The sequence below is a fragment of the Streptomyces sp. NPDC006335 genome, assembly GCF_040612795.1.
Classification (GTDB): Bacteria; Actinomycetota; Actinomycetes; order Streptomycetales; family Streptomycetaceae; genus Streptomyces.
In genome coordinates this window covers 955,204-980,829 of the sequence record NZ_JBEXQX010000002.1, presented here as the reverse complement: position 1 = coordinate 980,829, position 25,626 = coordinate 955,204, and the positions used below count along the sequence as shown (strand labels likewise).

The following is a 25,626-nucleotide window of genomic DNA, read 5'->3' as shown; positions in this document are numbered from 1 at the left end:
GGCCCCATGGTCAATCTGACGCGCATCTACACCAGGACCGGCGACCAGGGCAGCACCGCCCTCGGCGACATGAGCCGGGTCGCCAAGACCGATCTGCGGATCTCCGCGTACGCGGACGCCAACGAGGCGAACGCGGTGATCGGCACCGCGATCGCGCTGGGCGGGCTCGACGAGGAGGTCGTCGCGGTCCTGACCCGGGTGCAGAACGACCTCTTCGACGTCGGAGCCGACCTGTCCACGCCCGTGGTCGAGAACCCGCAGTTCCCGCCCCTGCGGGTCGAGCAGTTCTACGTCGACAAACTGGAGGCGGACTGCGACCGCTTCAACGAGCGGCTGGAGAAGCTCCGCTCGTTCATCCTCCCCGGCGGCACCCCGGGCGCCGCGCTGCTCCACCAGGCCTGCACGGTCGTACGCCGGGCCGAGCGCTCGACGTGGGCGGCGCTGGAGGTCCACGGCGAGACGATGAACCCGCTCACCGCGACCTATCTGAACCGGCTCTCGGACCTGCTCTTCATCCTGGCGCGCACGGCGAACAAGGACGTCGGCGACGTCCTGTGGGTGCCCGGCGGCGAACGCTAGCGCTTCTGCTTGGGGAACAGCGTGTAGCTCCCGGCGATGATCAGGTTGATGCCGATCAGCCACAGCATGCGCTGCTGCCAGGCGTGCAGCGATTCGGTGCGACCGTCGCCGACGTACCAGACCGCTGCCTGGAGCAGGACGATGGCGACCACCGCGGCGAGGATCCAGCGGCCCGCGACCTTCCACTCGTGGACGGCGCGGGTCGTGCCGTACTTCGGCGGCCGCACCGGTGGCGGGCCGCCCGCGAACCGGTGGGCGACCCGGGCGTCCGCCCACTTGACGGTCGAGTGGCCCAGACCCACCGTGAAGCCGATGTAGACGGCGGCCAGACCGTGCTTCCAGTCGGGCTCGGCACCGTTCCTCAGGTCGATCGCGGTGACCGTGAACAGCACCAGCTCCAGCAGCGGCTCACACAGCAGCAGAGCCAGTCCGACCCGCGGCATGCGCAGCCCGTAGCGGAAGGCCAGTCCCGCTGCCAGCAGCACCCAGAAGGCCACCTCGCACACGACGATCAGTCCGACGACCACGACCGCTCCCTTCGTCTCCCCTCCAGGCTCCCGACGTGCGCGGCACCTCGCGTCGTCGGCGGTGACGAAACCGCCGTACATCGAAAGATGCAGTCCAGGACCGTTCCTGGGCATCAGGCGCGGGGCGCGGACACCGTGTTGGATGGAGCCATGGCCATCCCCCGCCCGCACCGCTTCGACGTGTACATCGCGGCCGGCGGGCTGCTCGGCGGGCTGCTGCTGGCGGCCATCGGGCTGGGCACCCGGCCCGCCGACGACCCGATCACCCTCTTCGACGGCCCCTGGCCGGTCCTCGTACCGCTCACCGTGTTGGCCGGCTGCGAGCTGCTGCGCCGCACGGCCCCCCGCACGGCCCTGCTCACCGGCACCGGCGCGATCTGCGCCGACCTCGTGACCCAGGGCAACCTCGCCACGCTCCTGATGTTCACCGACGTCGTCTACGCGGCCGTGCTCTACGGCCCGCTCGCCTCGGCCCGCCGCGTCCAGTGGATCACCGGGCTGCTCACGGTGGCCGGGACGCTGGTGCCGTTCGCGGTGTGGCGGGTGCCGGAGGCGCTGCTGATCGGCGTGGTCGTGGGGGTCGTGGCGTACGGGCCCGCAGCCACCGGCTGGATCGTGCGCAACCACCGGGACGCCGCCGAGGCCGCCCGGCTGCGCGCCGAACAGACCGCGCTGCTCGCCGAGATGGACCGCGCCCAGGCCGTCACCGCCGAACGCGCCCGGATGGCACGGGAGTTGCACGACATGGTCGCCAACCACCTCTCCGCGATCGCCATCCACTCCACGGCCGCGCTGTCGATCGACGATCCCGCCACCTCCCGCGAGGCCCTCGCGGTGATCCGGGAGAACAGCGTCGACGGGCTCGCCGAGATGCGCCGGTTGATCGGCATCCTGCGCGACGGCGACCACGAACCGTCCGCCGTCCCCACCCTCGACGGCCTCACCGCCCTCGTCGACGGAGCCCGCGCCAACGGCCTCGACGTCACCCTGGACGCCGGCCGGCACAGCGCCGTGCCCGCCCCCGTCGGACTCGCCGCCTACCGGATCGTCCAGGAGTCCCTGACCAACGCCCTCAAGCACGCGTGCCCCGGCCGGGTCACGGTGAGCCTCGCCCAGCGGGACGGTGAGCTGACCGTCGCGGTGAGCAGTCCGTACGGCGACCGGGACGGGCCCCGCGCCCCCGGCTCCGGCGCCGGACTGGTCGGGATGCGGGAGCGGGCCGCGCTGCTGGGCGGCACGTTCGACGCCGGCCCCGACGGGACGCACTGGACCGTACGCGCCACTCTGCCCCTGGATGAAGGAGTCCCCGAATGAGCCCCGCCGTCAGGGTTCTCGTCGCCGAGGACCAGTCCGCCGTCCGCGCCGGGCTCGTCCTCATCCTGCGCAGCGCCCCCGGCATCGAGGTGGTCGGTGAGGCGGCGGACGGTGAGCAAGCGGTCGCGCTGGCCCGGCAGTTGCGGCCCGATCTGGTGCTGATGGACGTACAGATGCCACGGCTCGACGGGGTGGCGGCGACCCGCCAGGTCGTCGGGGAAGGGCTCGCGGACGTCCTCGTGCTGACCACCTTCGACCTCGACGAGTACGTGTTCGGGGCCCTGCGGGCCGGTGCCGCCGGATTCCTGCTGAAGAACACGGAGGCGAAGGACCTCATCACGGCCGTGCGCACGGTGGCGCGGGGCGAGGGCATCGTCGCCCCGGCCGTCACCCGGCGTCTGATCGCCGAGTTCGCCGCCGGGCCGGTCCGCGGTGCGGGCACCGATCCGGCCGTCCTCGCCACCCTCACCCGGCGGGAGCGCGAGGTGCTCTCCTGCCTCGGCGAGGGGCTGTCCAACGCCGAGATCGCCGGCCGTCTCGACATGGCGGAGACGACCGTGAAGACGCACGTCAGCCGCCTGCTGGGGAAGTTGGAGCTGCGCAGCCGGGTGCAAGCGGCCGTACTGGCGCAGGAGTTGGGGGTTTAGAAGGGCGCCTGCACGAGAGTGGTCCAGACCTATTGACCCGTGGTCCAGACCTTTCTATTCTCGCGGCACCGTGGGTGTGAAGGCTCAGTCACGCCCCCAACTCCCCTAGGAGGCGCACCATGCGCTTCAGACACAGAGCCGCGGCAGGGTTCGCGACGCTGTTGCTCCCCTTCGCCGGCCTGGTCGGCCTCGCGAGCCCCGCCCAGGCCGCGACCTCCGCCACCGCGACCTACGCCAAGACCCAGGACTGGGGCACCGGCTTCGAAGGCAAGTGGACGGTGAAGAACACCGGTACCACCAGCCTCAGTTCCTGGACCGTCGAGTGGGACTTCCCCTCCGGCACCTCCGTCAGCTCCGCCTGGGACGCCGACGTCACCTCCTCCGGCTCCCACTGGACCGCCAAGAACAAGTCCTGGAACGGCACCCTCGCCCCCGGCGCCTCCGTCTCCTTCGGCTTCAACGGCAGCGGCTCCGGCTCCCCCGCCAACTGCAAGCTGAACGGCGGCAGTTGTGACGGCGGCACCACGAACCCCGGCGACAGCGCGCCGAGCGCCCCGGGCACTCCCACCGCCTCCGACATCACCAACACCTCGGTGAAGCTCTCCTGGAGCGCGGCCACCGACGACAAGGGCATCAAGAACTACGACGTCCTGCGCGACGGCACCAGGGTCGCGACCGTGACGACGACCTCGTACAGCGACTCCGGCCTCACCGCCGGAACCGACTACTCCTACAGCGTCCAGGCCCGCGACACCGCCGACCAGACCGGCCCGGTCAGCGGCGCCCGCTCGGTGCGCACCACCGGCGGCACCACCGAGCCTCCGCCCACCGGCGACAAAGTCAAGCTCGGCTACTTCACCGAGTGGGGCGTCTACGGCCGCAACTACCACGTCAAGAACCTGGTGACCTCGGGCTCCGCCTCGAAGATCACCCACATCAACTACGCGTTCGGCAACGTCAAGAACGGTCAGTGCACCGTCGACGACACCTACGCCGCCTACGACAAGGCCTACACCGCCGACCAGTCCGTCAGCGGCACCGCCGACACCTGGGACCAGCCGCTGCGCGGCAACTTCAACCAGCTGCGCCAGCTGAAGGCCAAGTACCCGCACATCAAGGTGCTGTACTCCTTCGGCGGCTGGACCTACTCCGGCGGCTTCGGCCAGGCGGCGCAGAACCCGGCCGCGTTCGCCAAGTCCTGCAAGGCGGTCGTGGAGGACCCCCGCTGGGCCGATGTCTTCGACGGCATCGACATCGACTGGGAGTACCCGAACGCCTGTGGTCTGACCTGTGACACCTCGGGCGCCGCGGCCTTCAAGAACCTGATGTCCGCGCTGCGCACCGAGTTCGGCTCGAACTACCTGGTCACCGCGGCCATCACGGCCGACGGCTCCAACGGCGGCAAGATCGACGCGGCCGACTACGGCGGCGCCTCGGCCTTTGTCGACTGGTACAACGTGATGACGTACGACTACTTCGGCTCCTTCAACGCGCAGGGCCCGACCGCCCCGCACTCGCCGCTGACCTCGTACTCCGGCATCCCGCAGGCGGGCTTCAACTCCGCCGACGCCATAGCCAAGCTGAAGTCGAAGGGCGTCGCCTCGAAGAAGCTGCTGCTCGGCATCGGCTTCTACGGCCGCGGCTGGACCGGCGTCACCCAGGCCGCCCCCGGTGGCACGGCGACCGGCGCGGCACCCGGCACCTACGAGGCGGGCATCGAGGACTACAAGGTCCTCAAGACGTCCTGCCCGGCCACCGGCACCATCGCCGGCACGGCGTACGCGTACTGCGGCACCAACTGGTGGTCCTACGACACCCCCGCGACGATCGCCGGGAAGATGACGTGGGCCAAGAACCAGGGCCTGGGCGGAGCGTTCTTCTGGGAGTTCAGCGGCGACACCACGGGCGGCGAGCTGGTGAGCGCCATCAACAGCGGACTGTCCTAGGAAAGCACCCGAAAGAGCTAGGCGACATTGACGCGCTGACCGGGCGGGGCTGCCTCCAGCCACGCGAGGAAACCGGTCAGCGCGTCTTCGCTCATCGCGAGTTCGAGCCGGGTTCCCCGGTGCAGACAGGTCAGGATCACGGCGTCGGAGAGGAGGGCCATCTCCTCCTCCCCGTCGGGGAGACGGCGGCCGGCGACCTCGATCGCGGCCCGCTCCAGGACGCGGCGCGGGCGGTAGGCGTAGGAGAAGACGCGGTACCACTCGACACGGTCGCCGTTGTAGCGGGCGACGCCGTAGCTCCAGCCTTTGCCGCTGGTGTCGGGTTTCTCCGGGACGTCCCAGCGCAGGGAACAGTCGAAGGTGCCGCCGGAGCGCTGGATGAGCCTGCGGCGCAGGCCGAAGACGAAAAGCCCCAGTACCACCAGGGCCACGACGATTCCGCACACAGTCAGAGCGAGGACCATCGACACCGACCTCCTCGTCTCCTAGGTACCTTCAATAGGTAACGGAACGGAAAAAACATCCAGATCTGCCTCAGCCGCGACCGGCTCCGGATCGCTCCGGTGCCGGCCGCGGCTGAGTGACGTCATACGGCTCCGCGCTGGTTCAGCGCGCAGTCGCCGCGCGCAGTCGTACGTCCGCGCGACGCTCGGCGGCGGCGTCGCCCTCCGCCTTCGCGCGCTCCAGCTCCCGCTCCGCGCGCTGGACGTCGATCTCGTCCGACAGCTCGGCGATCTCGGCCAGCAGCGACAGCTTGTTGTCGGCGAACGAGATGAAACCGCCGTGCACCGCGGCGACGACCGTCCCGCCATCGCTCGTACGGATGGTCACCGGGCCCGACTCCAGCACACCGAGCAGCGGCTGGTGACCGGGCATGACGCCGATGTCGCCGGACGTGGTGCGCGCGACGACCAGGGTGGCCTCGCCGGACCAGACCTCTCGGTCGGCCGCGACCAGCGCGACGTGCAGCTCAGCAGCCAAGGTGGCTCCTCGGGTCACCACCCGGCGGGTCTGCCGGGTGTTGGTTACAAGTCTAGTGGGCGTGAATGAGGGGGCGGGACGTGCCCCGCCCCCTCACGTGTGAACCACAGGGTTCACTCAGAACTCAGGCAGTTCAGGAGACGCCGAGCTCCTTGGCGTTGGCCTTGAGGTCCTCCAGGCCACCGCACATGAAGAACGCCTGCTCCGGGAAGTGGTCGAACTCGCCGTCACAGATCGCGTTGAACGCGGTGATCGACTCGTCCAGCGGCACGTCCGAACCGTCGACGCCGGTGAACTGCTTGGCGACGTGGGTGTTCTGCGACAGGAAGCGCTCGACGCGGCGGGCACGCTGGACGACCAGCTTGTCCTCCTCGCTGAGCTCGTCGATGCCGAGGATCGCGATGATGTCCTGGAGGTCCTTGTACTTCTGGAGGATCCCCTTGACGCGCATGGCGGTCTCGTAGTGGTCCTGCGCGATGTAGCGCGGGTCCAGGATCCGGGACGTGGAGTCCAGCGGGTCCACGGCCGGGTAGATGCCCTTCTCGGAGATCGGACGGGACAGAACCGTCGTCGCGTCGAGGTGGGCGAAGGTGGTGGCCGGGGCCGGGTCGGTCAGGTCGTCCGCGGGGACGTAGATCGCCTGCATCGAGGTGATCGAGTGACCACGGGTCGAGGTGATGCGCTCCTGGAGGAGACCCATCTCGTCGGCCAGGTTCGGCTGGTAGCCCACTGCGGAGGGCATGCGGCCGAGCAGGGTCGAGACCTCGGAACCGGCCTGCGTGAAGCGGAAGATGTTGTCGATGAAGAACAGCACGTCCTGCTTCTGCACATCGCGGAAGTACTCCGCCATGGTCAGACCGGCGAGGGCCACGCGCAGACGGGTGCCCGGGGGCTCGTCCATCTGGCCGAAGACCAGCGCGGTCTTGTCGATGACGCCCGAGTCGGACATCTCCTCGATGAGGTCGTTGCCCTCACGGGTGCGCTCACCGACACCGGCGAACACGGAGACACCGTCGTGGTTGTTGGCGACGCGGTAGATCATCTCCTGGATGAGCACCGTCTTGCCGACGCCGGCACCACCGAACAGACCGATCTTTCCACCCTTGACGTACGGGGTGAGAAGGTCGATGACCTTGACGCCGGTCTCGAACATCTCGGTCTTCGACTCGAGCTCGTCGAAGTTCGGGGCCTTGCGGTGGATGGACCAGCGCTCGCCCTCGTACTGCTCGTCGACGTTCAGCACCTCACCGAGGGTGTTGAACACCTTGCCCTTGGTGAAGTCGCCGACCGGGACGGTGATGCCCGTGCCGGTGTCGGTGACGGCGGCCTGGCGGACCAGACCGTCGGTGGGCTGCATGGAGATGGTGCGGACCAGGCCGTCACCCAGGTGCTGGGCGACCTCCAGGGTCAGCGTCTTCTTCTCGCCGTCCTTGGCCGGGTCGGCCACCTCGACGTGAAGGGCGTTGTAGATCTCCGGCATCGCGTCGACGGGGAACTCCACGTCGACGACCGGGCCGATGACCCGGGCGACGCGGCCCGTGGCAACGGCCGTCTCAACTGTCGTCGTCATTACCTGTCACTCCCCGCGGACGCGTCGGCCAGGGCTGCGGAGCCACCGACGATCTCGCTGATTTCCTGGGTGATTTCGGCCTGGCGGGCCGCGTTGGCAAGTCGGGAGAGCGTGGTGATGAGCTCTCCCGCGTTGTCGGTGGCCGACTTCATCGCGCGCCGCGTGGCGGCGTGCTTGGAGGCGGCCGACTGGAGCAGCGCGTTGTAGATGCGGCTCTCCACGTAGCGCGGCAGCAGGGCGTCGAGGACGTCCTCCGCCGAGGGCTCGAAGTCGTAGAGCGGAAGGATCTCGCCCTGCGGCTTCGACTCCTTCGCCACCTCTTCGAGGCTGAGCGGCAGCAGACGGTCGTCGAGCGCCGTCTGCGTCATCATCGAGACGAACTCGGTGAAGACGATGTGGAGTTCGTCCACGCCACCGTCGGCCGTGTCCTTCTCGATGGCCTCGATCAGCGGGGCCGCGACCTTCTTGGCGTCCGCGTACGTGGGCTCGTCGGTGAAGCCGCTCCACGACTGAGCGATCTTGCGCTCACGGAAGTTGAAGTGCGCGACACCGCGGCGGCCGACGATGTAGATCTCGACCTCCTGGCCCTCGCGCTCCAGCCGCTCGGTGAGCCGCTCCGCCTGCTTGATGGCGTTGGAGTTGAAGGCGCCCGCGAGACCGCGGTCGCTCGTCAGGAGCAGCACCGCGGACCGCGTGACCGTCTCGGCCTGCGTGGTCAGCGGGTGCCTGGTGTTCGAACCGGTGCCGACCGCCGTGACCGCGCGGGTGAGCTCGGTCGCGTAGGGCGTGGAGGCCGCCACCTTGCGCTGCGCCTTGATGACGCGCGAGGCGGCGATCATCTCCATCGCCTTGGTGATCTTCTTGGTCGCGGTGACGGATCGGATGCGACGCTTGTAGACCCGGAGCTGGGCTCCCATGAGTCAGGTCCCTTCCTTACGTCACTTGGCCGCGGCCGGGGCGTCCTCGCCGAGAAGCTTGCCGTCCGAGGTCTCGAACTGCTTCTTGAAGTCGGCGATCGCGTCGGCAACAGCGGTGAGGGTGTCGTCCGACATCTTGCCGCCCTCCTTGATGGAGGTCATGAGGCCCTGCTCCTTGCGGTGCAGGTACTCCAGGAGCTCCTTCTCGAAGCGGCGGATGTCGTTGACCGGGACGTCGTCCATCTTGCCGGTGGTGCCGGCCCAGACGGAGACGACCTGGTCCTCGGTCGCCATCGGCTGGTACTGGGCCTGCTTCAGCAGCTCGACCATGCGCTGGCCGCGCTCCAGCTGCGCCTTCGACGCGGCGTCCAGGTCGGAACCGAAGGCGGCGAACGCCTCCAGCTCACGGAACTGGGCGAGGTCCACGCGCAGACGACCGGAGACCTGCTTCATCGCCTTGTGCTGCGCGGAACCACCGACTCGGGAGACGGAGATACCGACGTTCAGCGCGGGGCGCTGACCGGCGTTGAACAGGTCCGACTCCAGGAAGCACTGGCCGTCGGTGATGGAGATGACGTTGGTCGGGATGAACGCCGAGACGTCGTTGGCCTTGGTCTCGACGATCGGGAGACCGGTCATCGAGCCCGCGCCCATCTCGTCGGAGAGCTTCGCGCAGCGCTCCAGCAGACGGGAGTGCAGGTAGAAGACGTCACCCGGGTAGGCCTCGCGCCCCGGCGGGCGGCGCAGCAGCAGGGACACGGCGCGGTAGGCGTCGGCCTGCTTCGAGAGGTCGTCGAAGATGATGAGGACGTGCTTGCCCTCGTACATCCACTGCTGGCCGATGGCCGAACCGGTGTACGGCGCCAGGTACTTGAAGCCGGCCGGGTCGGACGCGGGGGCGGCGACGATGGTCGTGTACTCCAGCGCGCCGGCCTCTTCGAGGGCGCCACGCACGGAGGCGATGGTCGAGCCCTTCTGGCCGATGGCGACGTAGACGCAGCGGACCTGCTTCTTCGGGTCGCCGGAGCGCCAGTTGTCACGCTGGTTGATGATCGTGTCGACGGCCAGGGCGGTCTTGCCGGTCTGACGGTCACCGATGATCAGCTGACGCTGGCCACGGCCGATCGGGGTCATCGCGTCGACGGCCTTGTAGCCGGTCTCCATCGGCTCGTGCACCGACTTACGGGCCATGACGCCCGGAGCCTGCAGCTCAAGGGCGCGGCGACCGCTGGTCTCGATCTCGCCGAGGCCGTCGATCGGGTTGCCGAGCGGGTCGACGACGCGGCCGAGGTAGCCCTCGCCGACGGCCACGGAGAGGACCTCACCGGTACGGGAGACCGGCTGACCCTCCTCGATGCCGCTGAACTCACCGAGGACGATGGCGCCGATCTCGCGCTCTTCCAGGTTGAGCGCGAGGCCGAGGGTGCCGTCCTCGAACTTCAGCAGTTCGTTGGCCATGGCCGAGGGCAGACCCTCGACCTTCGCGATGCCGTCGCCGGCAAGGGTGACCGTACCGACCTCCTCGCGCGAGGCCGCGTCCGGCTTGTACGACTGGACGAAGTTCTCCAGCGCGTCCCGGATCTCCTCCGGCCGGATCGTGAGCTCCGCCATCTGGGTTCCCTGCTCTCCTTGTTGGGCCCGAAGTTTCACTTTGGGGGTCTGGGGGCGACCCCCAGGATTCTTCATGTACGGCCCAACCAGGGCCGTCGTCCGTAGGTACTGCTATGAAGTTGCTGCTAGCCCGCCAGGCGGCGGCCGGCGTCCTCGATGCGGTCCGCGATCGAGCCGTTGATGACCTCGTCGCCGACCTGCACCCGGATCCCGCCGAGGACCTCGGGGTCCACGTCGAGGTTGAGGTGCATCTGACGGCCGTAGAGCTTCGCCAGGGCACCGCCCAGACGCTGCTTCTGCTGGTCGCTCAGCGGAACCGCCGAGGTGACGACGGCCACCATGCGGTTTCGGCGATCGGCGGCGAGCTTGGACAGGGACTCGAGTCCCGACTCCAGGCTACGTCCCCGGGGCGCGGCCACAAGGCGCGTCACCAGACGCTCGGTCGTCGCTTCGGCGCGGCCACCGAGCAGGCTGCGGAGCAGCTCGCGCTTGGCCGCGGCCGTGGCGGCGCGGTCGGTCAGCGCGGCGCGCAGCTCGGTGTTCGAGGCGACGATCCGGCCGAACCGGAACAGCTCGTCCTCGACGTTGTCGAGCGTGCCCCGCTGCTGCGCGGCGGTGAGGTCGGCGGCGTCGGCCAGCTCCTCCAGCGCGTCCACCAGATCGCGCGAGCGCGACCAGCGGGAGCGCACCATGCCGGACACCAGGTCCGTGGCGGGGCCGCCGACCTGGGTGCCGATCAGGCGCTGGGCCAGTTCGGCCTTGGCCTCGCCGGCCTGCGCCGGGTCGGTCAGGACCCGACGCAGCGACACCTCGCGGTCGAGCAGCGCGGTGACGGCGGCCAGCTCGTCGGCGAGCGAGCCGGCGTCCACGGACGTGTTGTCCGTCAGCGCGTCGAGACGCTCGCGTGCGGCTGCCAGGGCCTCGCGGCTCGCTCCGTTCATCGCGCGGCCTCGGCCTTCTCCTCGAGGTCGTCGAGGAAGCGGTCGATCACGCGGCTCTGCCGGGCGTGGTCCTCGAGGGACTCGCCGACGAGCTTGCCGGCCAGGTCGGTGGCGAGCTTGCCGACGTCCTGGCGAAGCGCGGAGGACGCGGCCTTGCGGTCCGCCTCGATCTGCGCGTGACCGGCGGCGACGATCTCCTCGCGCTGCCGCTGGCCTTCCGCGCGCATCTCGGCGATGAGCGTGGCGCCCTGCTCCTGAGCCTCCTGGCGCAGGCGCGCGGCCTCGTGGCGGGCCTCGGCGAGCTGGGCCTTGTACTGCTCGAGGACGCTCTGGGCCTCGGTCTGCGCGGCCTCGGCCTTCTCGATACCGCCCTCGATGGCCTCGCGACGCTCTTCCAGAACCTTGTTGATGTTCGGGAGGAGCTTCTTGGCGAGGAAGCCGAAGACGATGACGAAGGCGATCAGGCCGATGACAAGCTCGGGCCACGGCGGAACGAGAGGGTTCTCCTTCTCGGCCGCCAGAACCAGGAGGTTCACATCAGTGCCTTTCGTCGAATACGGCTGGTCGTCAGGTTCGTCTTAGTAGACGAACGGCATGACCAGACCGATGAGGGCGAGCGCCTCACAGAAGGCGAAGCCCAGGATCTGGTTGGCGCGGATCAGACCGGCAGCCTCGGGCTGGCGGGCGAGGGCCTGGGTGCCGTTGCCGAAGATGATGCCGACGCCGACGCCGGGGCCAATGGCCGCCAGGCCGTAACCGACGGAGCTGAGGGAACCTTCGACGGCAGCAAGGGTCTGGGACATGCCAGTTCTTCCTTCTCTGTACGGACCGGTGGGGGTTGGCCACCGGACGGCTAGGGGGTGGGTAACCGGGGAGCTCAGTGGTGCTCGGCGAGCGCGCCCTGGATGTAGGAGCAGGTCAGCAGGACGAAGACGTACGCCTGGACAGCCTGGATGAAGAGCTCGAAAGCGGTCATGACGATGGTCATCACGAACGAGACACCGGCGTAGGCGATGCCGATGCCGTTCAGCATGTACCAGCTGGCGACGGTGAAGAGCACCAGCAGTGTGTGACCGGCGAACATGTTCGCGAAGAGTCGGACGGCGTGGGTGAACGGGCGGACGATCAGGTTCGAGAAGAACTCGATGGTCATGGCCAGCGGCAGCACCGCGCCGAGCGACTTGTCGTAGCCGGTGATGTTCTTCCAGGCACCCACGAAACCGTGCCGCTTGAAGGTCAACGAGACCCACAAGACGTAGACGATCAGGGCCAGGACGGCCGGGTAGGCGATGATCGACGTCACCGGGAACTGGGCGACCGGGATGACCGACCAGAGGTTCATCATCCACACGAAGAAGAACAGCGAGACGACGAGCGGGACGTACTTCTCGCCTTCCTTCTTTCCGATCGTCTCGTAGACGATGCCGCGGCGTACGAAGTCGTAGCCGGCCTCGGCGACCATCTGGAGCTTGCCGGGGACGACGCTCGGCCTGCGGAACGCGGTCCAGAAGAAGCCGACCACGATGATGGAACCCAGCAGGGCGAGGAGCATCGGCTTGTTGAAGTAGAAGCCGTTGCCGTCCGCGTCACCCATGAGCGGTTCGAACAGGAACGAGTGCAGGCCCGGGGAAACCTTGTCGAAGCCACACCCGTCGAAGAGATGGCAGTCGGTCTCGAAGGCGAGCACCTGCGTCGGGTCAGCACTCACCGCGGGCTCCTTCAGCGTGGCGCATAGGTACGGCAACCTCGTTGTGTCGGCGCGGCGCACAGCCGCGGTTCGGCACTGGACTGGTGTTACGGATGTGGGGGCGGCTGTGGGGCATCGAGCCTCGCGTTCGAGCAGGCGTCAGCTCGGATGCCCGCGCCCGCGATGCCGCAGTTGGCACCGGACGATAGCAGGAGATCTCACACCCCTTTATCCCGGCCCTACCCCTCACGACGAGTGCCCCGTCTTGTCGGGCTCGACGTAAAGGATCTTGGACTTCATGTGCGCACGGGTCTGCGCGGCGATCCACGCGAGGGTGCCGGCGACCAGCGTGAACGCGAAGGCCTTGGGGTGGAAGAGCGTGGTGTTCTTGAACGCGGCCAAGAAGACGAACAGCAGCAGGATCTGCGCCGCGTACAGCATGAGGCCCATCGCCTGGAACAGGTGCGGAAGCGATTTGGCAGTGCGCTGCAGGATGTACAGACCGAGACCCATGAACAGGATCACGATCACCGTCGCGACGGCCGACCCGATCGCACCCTTGCCACCGACGACCAAGCCGCTGACGACGGCGGCGACCGCGCCGACGGCAGCCGTGGGCACGGCGGCCTGAGCCAGGATCCGGACGTCGTTGGACGGCATGGCGGCAACTCCGCTTTCAAAGGGGGGGTGTGTCGTCATGGACGAGCGTAGTCCCGGGCTGAGAGTGACCCTCACGCCAAGGGACCGTCGCACTAGGGTCCTTCGGCTCTGTCCCGGGTTCTCGTGAACCGTATCACAAACTATTTGATGCGGTCTTTACCTAGAAGGTGTGCCAGGTGTCACACATGAGAGTGAAGCTGCGCGTCTGTGCAGAAACGCGGCCGAGTTGTCTGATATAAGGGCGATTTGTCGCCCCGGGGAACTCCCACGCGTTGGCAATGCTTTAGTCAGATTCTTACCTTGAGCGTCAGCGCGACGTCTCGGCCTTGGGCCTCTCGGGGACGTGCGTACGAGCGCTCAGCGCGGTCGCGCCGTTGACACCCGCCACTCCCACGGCGACCGGAGCCCGCTGCTCCACCTCCGCGGCCTCGGCGACCACGTCCCGCCGGCGGCGGCGGTAGCGCGGCGGCACGATGTGCTGGGCCCACATCGGGGCGCGCGGGGTGAAGCGCGGCAGCAGGAGCAGCACCAGACCGATCGCGCTGAGGAACACGACGCCGAGCACGATCCACATGGACGCGGAGTTCACCGAGTAGGCGAGCGAGCCGAACGCGATCAGCGCGGACCAGAAGTACATGATCCACACCGCGCGGCTGTGCGAGTGGCCGATCTCCAGGAGCCGGTGGTGCAGATGCCCGCGGTCGGCGGCGAACGGCGACTGACCGCGCCAGGTGCGGCGCACGATCGCCGAGATCAGGTCGGCGGCCGGCACCGCGATGATGGTCAGCGGCAGCAGCAGCGGGATGTAGACGGGGACCGTCTGGTGCACGGCCGCCTTCTCCGATCCGGCGAACAGCTTCAGGGCGTCCGGGTCGATCTGCCCGGTGATGGAGATCGCGCCCGCGGCCAGCACCAGCCCGATGAGCATCGAGCCGGAGTCGCCCATGAAGATCCGCGCAGGGTGCATGTTGTGCGGCAGGAAGCCGATGCACATGCCCATCAGGATCGCCGAGAAGAGCGTCGCCGGGGCGGCCGCCTCGATGCCGTACGAGTACCAGATCCGGTAGGCGTACAGGAAGAACGCCGCCGCCGCGATGCAGACCATGCCGGCCGCGAGACCGTCGAGGCCGTCGACGAAGTTCACCGCGTTGATGGTGATGACGACGAGCGCGACCGTCAGCAGGGTGCCCTGCCACTGGGTCAGTGCGACCGAGCCGACGCTGGGGATGGGCAGCCACAGGATCGTCAGACCCTGCATGACCATCACGCCCGCGGCGATCATCTGGCCGCCCAGCTTGATCAGGGCGTCGATCTCGAACTTGTCGTCCAGGACGCCGATCAGCCAGATCAGCGCGGCGCCGGAGAGCAGCGCGCGCGGTTCGTTCGACTTCTCGAAGACCTCGCTGAGGTTGGTCAGGTGGTCGGCGACCAGCAGGCCCGCGCACAGTCCGAAGAACATGGCGATACCGCCGAGCCGCGGAGTCGGTTCCCGGTGCACGTCACGGGCCCGGATCTCCGGCATCGCTCCGGCCACGATCGCGAACTTCCGTACCGGCCCTGTCAGCAGATACGTCACCGCGGCCGTGATGCAGAGCGTCAGCAGGTATTCACGCACAGGCTTCCCCACAGGTCTCGCTGGCCATCTCAGCCCCACACCCTAGCGACGCACGCATATGGTTGTGGACTTCCGGGTAGAGCCGATGGTTGCACGTGCGGCTGTGCACGCAGGTGCGGATACCCCCGCTCAGGCCGGATACGGCGGAAATCCGCCGACCAGGTCCCGCACTTCTTCACGTGCCCGTACGCCCTCGACCTCGCCGCGCACCACCCCCGCGATCAGGGCGGCGATCCTCGACATCTCCTTCTCGGCCATGCCCTGGGTGGTGACGGCGGCGGTGCCGAGGCGCAGTCCGCGGGCGTCCGCGTGAGGCAGCGCACAGCAGTCGAGCACCATCCCGGCGGCCGCGAGCCGTCCCCTGGCCGTGCGCCCGTCGACGCCGAGCGGCGCCGGATCGGCCGTCACGAGGTGGGTGTCGGTCCCGCCGGTGGTCACCACGAGCCCCTCGTCGGCCAGTCGGGCCGCCAGGACCCGCGCGTTCGCGACCACCTGATGGGCGTACGCGCTGAACGCCGGTGACGCCGCCTCGCCGAACGCGACCGCCTTCGCGGCGATGGTGTGCATCTGCGCGCCGCCCTGCGTGAAGGGGAAGACGGCCCGGTCGACCCGCTCGGCCAGTTCGCTCCCGCAGAGGATCATCCCGCCGCGGGGGCCCCGCAGCACCTTGTGCGTGGTGGCGCAGACGACGTCGGCGTACGGCACCGGACTGGGCGCCGCTCCCCCGGCGACGAGCCCGATGGGGTGGGCCGCGTCGGCGATGAGGTACGCGCCCACCTCGTCGGCGACCTCGCGGAAGTAGGCGTAGTCGATGTGCCGCGGGTAGGCGATGGAGCCGCAGACGATGGCCTTGGGCCGGTGGCTCAGGGCCAGCGTGCGGACCTGGTCGTGGTCGATGAGCCCGGTCTCGGCGTCGACGCCGTAGGGGACGAAGTCGAACCAGCGGCCCGAGAAGTTGGCGGGCGAGCCGTGGGTGAGGTGGCCGCCGTAGGGCAGGCCGAGGGCGAGGACGGTGTCGCCGGGGCGCAGCAGCGCGGCGTAGGCGGCGAGGACCGCCGAAGAGCCGGAGTGGGACTGCACGTTGGCGTGTTCGGCGCCGAAGAGTGCCTTCGCGCGCTCCACGGCGAGCCGCTCGGCGACGTCGACGATCTCGCAGCCGCCGTGGTGACGGGCGCCCGGATAGCCCTCGGCGTACTTGTTGGCCAGCGGGGAGCCGAGCGCGGCCAGCACGGCCGGCGAGCAGAAGTTCTCGGCCGCGATCAACTGGAGCGTCGACGACTGCCGGTCGAGCTCCCCGACCAGGATCTCGGCCAGCTCGGGGTCCTGCCGTGCGAGGAGGTCGGCGGTCTGGGGCGCATGGGTGACCGACATGGTGGGCTCCGGGGCGTCGACGGTGACGTACGTCCAATGTAGGCCCGGGGCGGGTGGGGTGCCCGGTCGTCACGTCCTTGCGGGTGCACCGGTGAGCGCGGTGCCGCCTGCGTCAGGTGCGCGCGGGAACCCCCGTCAGCGCCGTCACCACCGGATCCAGCGCCTCGTGTATCTCGTCCCCGATCGAGCGGAAGAAGGTCAGCGGTGCTCCGTACGGGTCGAAGACCTCGTCGGCCTCGGCGGTCGGGGCCAGGAGCCACCCGCGTAGAGCAGCTGCCGCGCGGACCAGGGCGCGTGCGCGGGTCACCAGGCCGTCCTCCAGGGGCGGCAGGGTCGCCGGGTCTATCGCCTTCACCAGACGGGTGAACTCCTTCAGGGTGAAGGTGCGCAGGCCCGCCGAGTGGCCCATGGAGATCACCTGCTGGCGGTGGTCGCGGGTGGCGGTCAGGACCAGGTCCGCCATGATCACGTGCTCGTCCAGCAGTTCCCGTCCGGTGAAGCCGGAGGGGTCCGCGCCGAACTCGGCGAGGACGGTCTCCGCGTTGGCCTCCATGGGCGCGCCCTCGTGGCCCCAGGTCCCCGCGCTCTCCACGACCAGACCGCCCCACAGCGGGTCGCCGAGCCGGTCCGCCAGGGCATGCCGGGTCAGCCGCTCGGTGATCGGCGAGCGGCAGACGTTGCCGGTGCTGACATGGAGGATGCGGAAGCTGTCATGCGGGAGCCCTGTGAAGGTCCGCGTCTCTTCCCCGTCCCATATGCCACGCCCCGCGTCAGGGGCCGTCAATTCGCCACCTCGAGGTCGGGTACGACCTTCCTGAGCTCGTCCGCGGAGATCGCGCCCGCGCGCAGCAGCAGGGGCACCTCGCGGGTGACGTCGACGATGGAGGAGGGGACGTTGCCGGGGGTCGGGCCGCCGTCGAGGTAGACGGAGACCGAGTCGCCGAGCATCTCCTGCGCGGCGTCGCAGGTCTCCGGCGACGGGTGACCGGTCAGGTTGGCGGAGGAGACCGCCATGGGGCCGACCTCGGTCAGCAGCTCGATGGCGACGGGGTGCAGCGGCATCCGGACGGCCACCGTGCCCCTCGTGTCGCCCAGGTCCCACTGCAGGGACGGCTGGTGCTTGGCGACGAGCGTGAGCGCGCCCGGCCAGAAGGCGTCGACGAGTTCCCAGGCCAGCTCGGAGAAGTCGGTGACGAGACCGTGGAGGGTGTTCGGGGAGCCGATCAGCACGGGGGTGGGCATGTTGCGGCCGCGGCCCTTGGCCTCCAGGAGGTCCTGGACGGCCTCGGAGGAGAACGCGTCGGCGCCGATGCCGTACACCGTGTCGGTCGGGAGGACCACGAGCTCGCCACGGCGGACGGCGGACGCGGCTTCGCGCAGACCGGTCGTGCGGTCGGTCGCGTCGTTGGTGTCGTATCGCCGTGCCATATCTAGCGGGCCTCCTCGTACACGTACTGCACTGAAGTCTTGGGGAAGTGGCTCACGGCATCGCCTTGCGGGCGGTGGCGAACCGGGGGCGGTTGTTGAGGTCGGGGTGGTCGGCCGCGTCGGCCCAGCCCCGCTCCTCGGTGAAGATCCACGGCACCTGGCCGCCCTGGGTGTCGGCGTGCTCGATGACGACGACACCGCCGGGGCGCAGGAGCCGGTGTGCGGTCCGTTCCAGACCGCGGATGAGGTCGAGGCCGTCCTCGCCGGAGAACAGGGCGAGTTCGGGGTCGTAGTCCCGCGCCTCGGGGGCGACGTACTCCCACTCGGTGAGCGGGATGTAGGGCGGGTTGGAGATGACGAGGTCGACATGGCCGTCGAGGTCGGGGAAGGCGTCCAGGGCGTTGCCCTGACGCAGGTCGACGCGGGAGCCCTCGACGTTCTTACGGGTCCACCGGAGCGCTTCCTCGGACAGCTCCACGGCGTGCACGCGGGAGCGCGGGACCTCCTGGGCGAGGGCGAGCGCGATGGCGCCGGAGCCGGTGCACAGGTCGACGATGCACGGCTCGACGACGTCCATCGCGCGGACGGCGTCTATGGCCCACCCGACCACGGACTCGGTCTCGGGGCGCGGCACGAACACCCCGGGGCCCACCTGGAGTTCGAGGTAGCGGAAGTAGGCGAGGCCGGTGATGTGCTGGAGCGGCTCGCGCTGCTCACGGCGCGCGATGGTCTCCCAGTAGCGGGCGTCGAAGTCCGCGTCCTTCACGGAGTGCAGCTCGCCCCGCTTCACGCCGTGCACGAACGCGGCGAGCTCCTCCGCGTCGTTGCGCGGCGAGGGCACGCCGGCGTCGGCCAGCCGCTGGGTGGCCTGGGCCACCTCTGCGAGCAGCAGGTTCACGCAAGTCCTCCGTGTCGTACTCGGTCGTGCGTACGTGCCTGTCAGGCGGCTGCCAGCTTCGCTGCCGAGTCCGCGTCGACGCAGGCCTGGATCACCGCGTCGAGGTCGCCGTCCAGGACCTGGTCCAGGTTGTACGACTTGAAGCCGACGCGGTGGTCCGAGATGCGGTTCTCCGGGTAGTTGTACGTGCGGATCTTCTCGGAGCGGTCGACGGTGCGGACCTGGCTGCGCCGGGCGTCGGCGGCGTTCCTCTCCGCCTCCTCCTGCGCCGCCGCGAGCAGCCTGGAGCGCAGGATACGCAAGGCCTGCTCCTTGTTCTGCAACTGGCTCTTCTCGTTCTGGCAGGAGGCGACGACTCCGGTGGGGATGTGCGTGATGCGCACGGCGGAGTCGGTCGTGTTGACGGACTGCCCGCCGGGCCCCGAGGAGCGGTAGACGTCGATGCGCAGGTCGTTGGGGTTGATCTCGACGTCGACCTCCTCCGCCTCGGGCGTGACCAGCACGCCGGCCGCGGAGGTGTGGATACGGCCCTGGGACTCGGTCGCCGGGACGCGCTGCACCCGGTGCACACCGCCCTCGTACTTCAGACGGGCCCAGACACCCTGGCCGGGCTCGGTGGCGCCGTTGCCGCCCTTGGTCTTCACCGCGACCTGGACGTCCTTGTAGCCGCCCAGCTCGGACTCGGTGGCGTCGATGATCTCGGTCTTCCAGCCGACCCGCTCGGCGTAGCGCAGGTACATGCGCAGCAGGTCGCCGGCGAACAGCGCGGACTCGTCGCCGCCCGCGCCCGCCTTGATCTCGAGGATGACGTCCTTGTCGTCGCTGGGGTCGCGCGGGACGAGGAGCAGCCGCAGCTTCTCCGTCAGCTCGTCGCGGGCCTTCTCCAGCTCCTTGACCTCGGCGGCGAACTCCGGGTCGTCGGCGCCCAGTTCGCGCGCGGTCTCGATGTCGTCGCCGGTCTGCTTCCAGGAGCGGTACGTGGCGACGATCGGGGTGAGCTCGGCGTAGCGCTTGTTCAGCTTGCGCGCGTTGGCCTGGTCGGAGTGGACCGACGGGTCGGCGAGCTTCTTCTCCAGGTCGGCGTGCTCACCGACGAGTTCCTCGACGGCCTCGAACATCTTGGGCTCCTGAACTGCGTAAGAAAGAGGGCGGGCGGGCGACCAAAAACGCCGGTCCCGGCGCACTCCGAGGAGTGCGGCGTGGACCGGCGCTGGTGGCTCGCTACTTCTTGGCAGCAGCCTTGCCGAAGCGGGCCTCGAAGCGGGCCACACGGCCACCGGTGTCGAGGATCTTCTGCTTGCCCGTGTAGAACGGGTGGCACTCGGAGCAGACCTCGGCACGGATGGAGCCGCTGGAGATCGTGCTGCGGGTGGTGAACGACGCGCCACAGGTGCAGCTGACCTGCGTCTCGACGTACTCGGGGTGGATGTCGCGCTTCAAGGTGTCTCCTAGTTTCGGGAGGGCGCCGGGTCGCCGTCCGCGGGCTGCGGGGGCGTGAACCGGGGCCGACGTACCAGTCTGCCAGCACTGGCCGCATCCCCCAAAACGAGGGGTGGCCGCGATCTATTCCTCAGGAGCCTCAGGAGGTCACGACGCCCTTGGCCTGGCCCGTCGCGGTGCCTTCCGTGGCCGACCTCGGGATCGCCCGGTCGTTCTCCAGGGCCGTCCAGATCTGCTGGGCCTTGGTCTCCTGCACGAGCACGCGGTTCGGGTTCGCCGGGTCGTAGCGGACCGGCATGGTGACCATGGTCATGTCCGAGGGGCTGATGCCCTTGAGGCCGCTCGCGAAGGAGACCAGGGAGTTGACCGAGCCGAGGTCGGAGTCGGTGGTGACGGCCTTGGTGGCGGTGTCGGCGAGGTCGTACAGCTTCTTGGGGTTGGTCAGCACGCCGACGCTCTTGACCTGCTTGACCAGTGCCTTGATGAAGGCCTGCTGGAGCTGGATACGCCCGAGGTCGGAGCCGTCGCCGACGCCGTGCCGGGTGCGGACGAGACCGAGGGCCTGGGCGCCGGTCAGCTCGTGCGTGCCGGCCTTGAGGTCCAGGTGGCTGTCGGTGTCCTTGATGTTCCTGGTCGTGGTGACCGTGACCCCGCCGAGTTCGTCGACCAGCTTCTCGAAGCCGCTGAAGTCGACCTCCAGGTAGTGGTCCATGCGGATGTCGGTCATGGTCTCGACGGTCTTGACGGCACAGGCCGCGCCGCCGGTCGTGTACGCGGTGTTGAACATGACGTCGGACGCGGCGTCGTGCTCCTTGCCGTCGGTGTCGGTGCACTCCGGGCGATCGATCAGGGTGTCGCGCGGGATGGAGACCACGGTGGCCTTCTTGTGGCCCTCGTACACGTGGATGATCATCGCGGTGTCGGAGCGGGCGCTGCCGTCGTCGGTGCCGCCGCCGAGCTCCTTGTTGGAGCCGGAGCGGGTGTCCGAGCCCAGGACGAGGATGTTCTCGGAGCCGTTGTCGACCTTCTCGGGGCGCTCGCTGCCGAGGACCTGGTCGATGTCGACGCTCTTGAGGTTGCCGTTGAGCTTGAAGTACACGTAGCCGGCGCCGGTGCCGCCCACCACGACGATCCCCGCGGCGACCCAGGCCGTGATCAGCAGGCCCTTGCTGCCCTTGCTGCGGGGCTTTCGGCGGCGTCCCTTGCCACCCGGACTCCCGGGTATCGGCGTGCTCTCGGCTGACATGTGCTCCTCGAATCTCGTCCGGTCGGTTACCCCCTGTTTTCAGGGTCAGACGTGGTCACTTGAAGACCCGTACCGCACCATGGTCGCTCCGCCTGGTCAGACGGCGAAACTCGAGAAAGGGTTGCACAACGTGCTGTGACCACCACGTGAAGCAGCGGTCACAGCACGTGACAGGAGACTCGGGGCGAGCCCCGTTCACCAGCGGTTTCAGCCAAAGATGTCGTACTGCTGGAAACCGGTACCAACGGTGATCCTTGTGGCAAAGATCTCGCTCGTCGCCTTGCCGGTGCCCTTGTACAGGTAGAGCGTGCCGCCCGCGGTACGGGCCAGCAGGTCGGCCCTGCCGTCGCCGGTGATGTCGCCGACGGCGGCGAAGGCGTTGTAGCCGCTCCAGTTCGTGCGCACCTTGACGCGGGCCGCGAAGACGCCCGTGCCGGACTTGCCGGTGCCCTTGTACAGGTAGAGGTCGCCGGTGCTCTTGTTGCGGGCGAGCACGTCCGCCTTGCCGTCGCCGGTGAGGTCGCCGTGGCCGAGCAGCTGGTTGTACTGGCTCCAGCCGCCGCCGACCCTGACCCGGGCCGCGAAGCCGCCGTCGCCCTTGCCCGGGTAGATCCACAGGACGCCCGCGGAGTCGACCGAGAGCAGGTCGGGCTTGTAGTCGCCGGTGACGTCGCCGGGGGTGACGATCCGGGTGCGGGTCCGCCAGTCGGTGAAGACCTTCTTGGGGGCGGCCCAGGTGCCGGGTGTGGACAGACCGCGCAGCCAGTAGACGTCGCCGGTGGCGGAGACGCGGTACATGAGGTCCTGGTGGCCGTCCCGGTCGAGGTCGGTCTGCCGGACGAGGTTCCACCCGCTCGCGTCGACCGAGGACTGCCGCCGGGTGCCGAGGGTCGTGCCCTTGGAGTCCAGCTCGTAGCCCACCTTGTCGGAGGACTTGCGCACCCACAGGTCGGCCTTGTGGTCGAGGTTCAGGTTGCTGTCGTCGACGCGCGGGTAGGCGGCGCCGACGTACTTGCTGACCTTCGTGAAGACGCTGTAGGCGCCCTTGGCGACGCAGTCGGTGACGTTCCAGGAGACGACGCCGACGATCCGGCCGTTCACGACGAGGGGGCCGCCGGAGTCACCGCTGCAGATGGCGGTCGTACCGGAGTCGCGGCCGCTGGCGGGCGGGCCTGCGCAGGTCATGTGCCCCTTGATGAACCAGGAGCCGTAGGCCGCGGCGCAGGTCGTGTCCGACTTGATGGGCAGCGTGGCCGTCTTCAGCGTCTCGGAGATGGCCTGGCTGGTGGAGCTGGTACGTCCCCAGCCGTAGACCTTGGCGGTCTTGGCGCCGGTCGTCGAGGGGTCGTACGAGGCGGTGTCCGTGGACGTCGTCATGCGGATCGGGGTGGCCTTGACGGGGTTCGCCAGGGTCAGGACCGCGATGTCGTTGTCGATGGTGTCCTCGTTGTACAAGGGGTGGTTCCACTGCCGCAGGACAGCCGTGGCGGTGCCGCCGTGCAGGTCGCCGTCCTCGGAGAGCAGCTGGGTGGCCCCGGTCACCACGGAGCCGCCCTTGGCCCAGTTGGCGCCCTTGACGCAGTGCGCGGCGGTGAGGATCTTCGTCGGCGCGACGACCGCGCCGCCGCAGAAGAAACCGGTGTCGTCGCGGGTGTCCGTGGTGCCCTTGTCGTCGACGTACCAGAGCTGGGTCATCCAGGGGGCGGAGCTGATGGTGGTCGTCGTTCCGCCGATGATCATGGGCGAGACGGTGGAGTCGACGGTGCCGCCGCTCGTCGGCGTCCGGGTCTCGGTGCGGGAGGTGTCGACGACCGCGGCCGCGTGGGCGATCCGCTGCTTCAGCTCGGCCTGCGAGGGCGTGGACGCGGCGGCGGCCGGGGCCGTGGCCCGCGGCCCGGGCTCGACGGTGGCGGCGTTCGCGGACGTCGCCAGGAGCGCGGCGGCCGCGGCGACGGGCAGAGCGGTCCGAACGCGGCGTCTGAGACGCCCGGCGCCTCCGGACATGGATATGCCCATGCAAGTCCCCCCTAGGGATCAGAAGCTCAGAGATCGAAAATTCGACCGAAAGCGTGATCGTAAACCAAAGAGGGCCGCCCCCCGGTGACGGGGGGCGGCCCTCTTCGCGAGCGCTGGACGTCAGTCGCCGTTGCCCGGCGTCGGCGTCGTCTTCTGGATCTGCATCAGGAACTCGGCGTTCGACTTCGTCTGCTTCATCTTGTCGAGGAGCAGTTCGACCGCCTGCTGCTGGTCGAGGGCGTGCAGCACCCGGCGCAGCTTCCAGACGATCCCGAGCTCGTCGGGGGCGAGCAGGATCTCTTCCTTACGGGTGCCGGACGCGTCGACGTCCACCGCGGGGAAGATCCGCTTGTCGGCGAGCTTGCGGTCGAGCTTGAGCTCGGCGTTGCCCGTGCCCTTGAACTCCTCGAAGATGACCTCGTCCATGCGGGACCCGGTGTCCACCAGGGCGGTGGCGAGGATGGTCAGCGAGCCGCCGTCCTCGATGTTGCGGGCCGCACCGAAGAAGCGCTTCGGCGGGTACAGGGCGGTCGAGTCGACACCACCGGACAGGATGCGGCCGGAGGCGGGCGCCGCGAGGTTGTACGCACGGCCCAGACGCGTGATCGAGTCGAGCAGCACGACCACGTCGTGGCCCAGCTCCACCAGACGCTTGGCACGCTCGATGGCGAGCTCGGCGACCGTGGTGTGGTCCTCGGCCGGGCGGTCGAAGGTCGAGGAGATGACCTCGCCCTTGACCGACCGCTGCATGTCGGTGACCTCTTCCGGACGCTCGTCGACCAGGACGACCATCAGGTGGCACTCGGGGTTGTTGTGCGTGATCGCGTTGGCGATCGCCTGCATGATCATGGTCTTGCCGGTCTTCGGCGGGGCCACGATCAGACCACGCTGGCCCTTACCGATCGGCGCGACGAGGTCGATGATGCGGGTGGTGAGGACGCCGGGGTCCGTCTCCAGGCGGAGGCGGTCCTGCGGGTACAGCGGGGTGAGCTTGTTGAACTCCGGGCGGCCACGGCCGTGTTCGGGCGCCATGCCGTTGACGGAGTCAAGGCGGACCAGCGCGTTGAACTTCTCGCGCCGCTCGCCTTCCTTGGGCTGACGGACCGCGCCGGTGATGTGGTCGCCCTTGCGCAGGCCGTTCTTGCGGACCTGGGCGAGGGAGACGTACACGTCGTTCGGCCCGGGCAGGTAGCCCGACGTGCGGATGAAGGCGTAGTTGTCGAGGATGTCCAGGATGCCGGCGACCGGGATCAGGACGTCGTCCTCGTTGATCTGCGGCTCGGGGCCGCCCATCTCGTCACGGCCACGACGGCCGCGACGGTCCCGGTAACGGCCCCGGCGGCCGCGGCGGCCGCCCTCGAAGTCGTCGTCGTCCTGCGGGCCGTTGTCGCGCTGCTGACGGTCCTGACGGTCCGGACGGCCGCCGCCCTGCTGCTGGCTCTGCTGGCGCTGACCGCCCTGGCCCTGCTGGTCGTCGCTCTTGCGACCACGGTCACCGCGGTCGCCACGCTCCCCGCGGTCACGGCCGCGGTCACGGCGGTCGCGGCGGCCACGGCCCTCGCCGTCACCGGCGTCGCCCTGCGGCTGCTGCTGCGCGGGCGTCTCGGCCTTGGGCTCGTTCTTCGCCTCGGCCACGACGGTCTCGGGGCTGCCCGCGGGGGCGCCCGCCTCGGCAGTGGCGCGGCGACGGCGGCGCTCGACGGGAGCGTCGTCCCCGCCCCGCTCGGCGGCGGGCTGGCCGGGAATCTCGATCTGCTGCTGGGCCACGGCCTTCTCGGCGGGGGCCTCACTGTCGGCCGTCGCCTTCTTCTCGGCGGCGTCGCCCGTACGAGCCTTGGAGGTGGCGCGGCGCTTCGGCTTGGTCTCGGCGGCGTCGCCGGCGGGCGAGGAAGCAGCCTTGGGAGCCGCGGCACCTCCCCCGGCCTGCGCCTCCTTGATGACCTCGATCAACTGGCTCTTGCGCATACGCGCGGTGCCCTTGATACCGAGGCCCGATGCGACCTGCTGCAGCTCGGCCAGCACCATGCCGTCGAGGCCGGTACCGCGGCGCCGCCGGGAGCCGGCACCGGTGGCAGGCGCGGAGGCGTCCGTGGAGGGCGCGGCAGCGGTCTCCTCGACACGTGCGCCCATCAGATCGGTGGTGTCGCTCACGAAGGGTCCTTCCCTGGAGCGGACGTCGGCCTGTCTGGCTCGGCGACCGTTTGTGCTGTCCGACGTCGGTCCCATCCTTGT

General features: G+C 69.3%; 25 protein-coding genes. 4 read left to right on the top strand and 21 right to left on the bottom strand.

Translation table 11 applies throughout. The features are described from left to right. Positions 1-6: 6 nt before the first annotated feature. Positions 7-579, top strand: a complete 573-nt coding sequence (locus ABZ098_RS10475) for a cob(I)yrinic acid a,c-diamide adenosyltransferase (protein WP_356589189.1) — start codon at positions 7-9, stop codon at positions 577-579. On the opposite strand, the gene ABZ098_RS10470 is transcribed toward ABZ098_RS10475, so the two are convergent. Beyond that, entirely contained in the window at positions 576-1,106 is a 531-nt protein-coding gene (locus ABZ098_RS10470) for a hypothetical protein (protein WP_356589187.1), read from the bottom strand. The genes ABZ098_RS10475 and ABZ098_RS10470 overlap by 4 nt on opposite strands. 150 nt (positions 1,107-1,256) lie before the next feature. Here ABZ098_RS10470 and ABZ098_RS10465 point away from each other — a divergent pair, with 150 nt between their 5' ends. The 3 genes from ABZ098_RS10465 to ABZ098_RS10455 all read left to right on the top strand — a co-directional run bounded on the left by ABZ098_RS10465 (position 1,257) and on the right by ABZ098_RS10455 (position 5,013). Then, positions 1,257-2,420: a histidine kinase gene (locus tag ABZ098_RS10465; RefSeq protein WP_356589185.1), complete on the top strand. Its 1,164-nt coding sequence runs from the start codon at positions 1,257-1,259 to the stop codon at positions 2,418-2,420. Beyond that, positions 2,417-3,067, top strand: a complete 651-nt coding sequence (locus tag ABZ098_RS10460; protein ID WP_356589183.1) for a response regulator transcription factor — start codon at positions 2,417-2,419, stop codon at positions 3,065-3,067. Before ABZ098_RS10465 ends, ABZ098_RS10460 begins: the two co-directional genes overlap by 4 nt. 119 nt (positions 3,068-3,186) lie before the next feature. After that, positions 3,187-5,013, top strand: coding sequence for a glycoside hydrolase family 18 chitinase (locus ABZ098_RS10455; protein ID WP_356589181.1), 1,827 nt, complete (start codon positions 3,187-3,189; stop codon positions 5,011-5,013). 17 nt (positions 5,014-5,030) lie between these two features. On the opposite strand, the gene ABZ098_RS10450 is transcribed toward ABZ098_RS10455, so the two are convergent. The 20 genes from ABZ098_RS10450 to rho form a co-directional block, all read right to left on the bottom strand. After that, a complete protein-coding gene (locus ABZ098_RS10450; RefSeq protein WP_037721461.1) occupies positions 5,031-5,477 on the bottom strand; it encodes a DUF2550 domain-containing protein in 447 nt (148 codons plus the stop codon). Positions 5,478-5,619: 142 nt separating this feature from the next. Then, on the bottom strand, positions 5,620-5,994 hold the full coding sequence (locus tag ABZ098_RS10445) for a F0F1 ATP synthase subunit epsilon (protein ID WP_007384727.1): 375 nt from the start codon (positions 5,992-5,994) through the stop codon (positions 5,620-5,622). 133 nt (positions 5,995-6,127) lie between these two features. Further along, positions 6,128-7,564 (bottom strand): F0F1 ATP synthase subunit beta, encoded by a 1,437-nt coding sequence (gene atpD, locus ABZ098_RS10440; RefSeq protein ID WP_356589178.1) that lies wholly within the window; start codon positions 7,562-7,564, stop codon positions 6,128-6,130. Further along, the gene (locus ABZ098_RS10435) at positions 7,564-8,481 is read right to left on the bottom strand and encodes a F0F1 ATP synthase subunit gamma (protein ID WP_356589176.1); all 918 of its coding nucleotides are present in this window, start codon (positions 8,479-8,481) and stop codon (positions 7,564-7,566) included. The genes atpD and ABZ098_RS10435 overlap by 1 nt, the downstream gene beginning before the upstream one ends. 21 nt (positions 8,482-8,502) lie before the next feature. Further along, complete coding sequence (gene atpA / locus ABZ098_RS10430) at positions 8,503-10,092, bottom strand: F0F1 ATP synthase subunit alpha (RefSeq protein ID WP_125189021.1); 1,590 nt, start codon at positions 10,090-10,092, stop codon at positions 8,503-8,505. 125 nt (positions 10,093-10,217) lie between these two features. Further along, a complete protein-coding gene (locus ABZ098_RS10425; RefSeq protein ID WP_356589174.1) occupies positions 10,218-11,033 on the bottom strand; it encodes a F0F1 ATP synthase subunit delta in 816 nt (271 codons plus the stop codon). Then, the gene (locus ABZ098_RS10420; RefSeq protein WP_356589172.1) at positions 11,030-11,569 is read right to left on the bottom strand and encodes a F0F1 ATP synthase subunit B; all 540 of its coding nucleotides are present in this window, start codon (positions 11,567-11,569) and stop codon (positions 11,030-11,032) included. Before ABZ098_RS10420 ends, ABZ098_RS10425 begins: the two co-directional genes overlap by 4 nt. A gap of 42 nt (positions 11,570-11,611) precedes the next feature. Continuing rightward, a complete protein-coding gene (gene atpE, locus ABZ098_RS10415) occupies positions 11,612-11,836 on the bottom strand; it encodes an ATP synthase F0 subunit C (protein ID WP_030545783.1) in 225 nt (74 codons plus the stop codon). A 74-nt stretch (positions 11,837-11,910) separates the two neighbouring features. Beyond that, on the bottom strand, positions 11,911-12,741 hold the full coding sequence (gene atpB, locus ABZ098_RS10410; RefSeq protein WP_356589170.1) for a F0F1 ATP synthase subunit A: 831 nt from the start codon (positions 12,739-12,741) through the stop codon (positions 11,911-11,913). 225 nt (positions 12,742-12,966) lie between these two features. Further along, positions 12,967-13,380: a hypothetical protein gene (locus ABZ098_RS10405; RefSeq protein ID WP_356589168.1), complete on the bottom strand. Its 414-nt coding sequence runs from the start codon at positions 13,378-13,380 to the stop codon at positions 12,967-12,969. A 307-nt stretch (positions 13,381-13,687) separates the two neighbouring features. Continuing rightward, positions 13,688-14,995, bottom strand: coding sequence for an MraY family glycosyltransferase (locus tag ABZ098_RS10400; protein ID WP_356589166.1), 1,308 nt, complete (start codon positions 14,993-14,995; stop codon positions 13,688-13,690). Positions 14,996-15,124: 129 nt separating this feature from the next. After that, the gene (glyA, locus tag ABZ098_RS10395; protein WP_356589164.1) at positions 15,125-16,366 is read right to left on the bottom strand and encodes a serine hydroxymethyltransferase; all 1,242 of its coding nucleotides are present in this window, start codon (positions 16,364-16,366) and stop codon (positions 15,125-15,127) included. Positions 16,367-16,478: 112 nt separating this feature from the next. Then, positions 16,479-17,150 carry a protein-tyrosine-phosphatase gene (locus ABZ098_RS10390; protein ID WP_356589162.1) on the bottom strand — a complete coding sequence of 224 codons (672 nt, stop codon included), beginning with the start codon at positions 17,148-17,150 and terminating at the stop codon, positions 16,479-16,481. Further along, positions 17,147-17,794, bottom strand: coding sequence for an L-threonylcarbamoyladenylate synthase (locus tag ABZ098_RS10385; protein WP_356589160.1), 648 nt, complete (start codon positions 17,792-17,794; stop codon positions 17,147-17,149). The genes ABZ098_RS10390 and ABZ098_RS10385 overlap by 4 nt, the downstream gene beginning before the upstream one ends. Positions 17,795-17,846: 52 nt before the next feature. Next, complete coding sequence (gene prmC, locus ABZ098_RS10380) at positions 17,847-18,692, bottom strand: peptide chain release factor N(5)-glutamine methyltransferase (RefSeq protein ID WP_356589158.1); 846 nt, start codon at positions 18,690-18,692, stop codon at positions 17,847-17,849. A 41-nt stretch (positions 18,693-18,733) separates the two neighbouring features. Next, positions 18,734-19,810 carry a peptide chain release factor 1 gene (gene prfA, locus ABZ098_RS10375; protein ID WP_356589156.1) on the bottom strand — a complete coding sequence of 359 codons (1,077 nt, stop codon included), beginning with the start codon at positions 19,808-19,810 and terminating at the stop codon, positions 18,734-18,736. 103 nt (positions 19,811-19,913) lie between these two features. After that, positions 19,914-20,132, bottom strand: a complete 219-nt coding sequence (gene rpmE, locus ABZ098_RS10370) for a 50S ribosomal protein L31 (protein ID WP_356589154.1) — start codon at positions 20,130-20,132, stop codon at positions 19,914-19,916. Between the two features lie 139 nt (positions 20,133-20,271). Beyond that, positions 20,272-21,378 carry an LCP family protein gene (locus ABZ098_RS10365; RefSeq protein WP_356589152.1) on the bottom strand — a complete coding sequence of 369 codons (1,107 nt, stop codon included), beginning with the start codon at positions 21,376-21,378 and terminating at the stop codon, positions 20,272-20,274. 207 nt (positions 21,379-21,585) lie between these two features. Continuing rightward, positions 21,586-23,382 (bottom strand): trypsin-like serine protease, encoded by a 1,797-nt coding sequence (locus tag ABZ098_RS10360; protein WP_356589409.1) that lies wholly within the window; start codon positions 23,380-23,382, stop codon positions 21,586-21,588. Between the two features lie 132 nt (positions 23,383-23,514). Beyond that, complete coding sequence (rho, locus tag ABZ098_RS10355; RefSeq protein ID WP_356589150.1) at positions 23,515-25,545, bottom strand: transcription termination factor Rho; 2,031 nt, start codon at positions 25,543-25,545, stop codon at positions 23,515-23,517. Positions 25,546-25,626 lie beyond the last annotated feature (81 nt).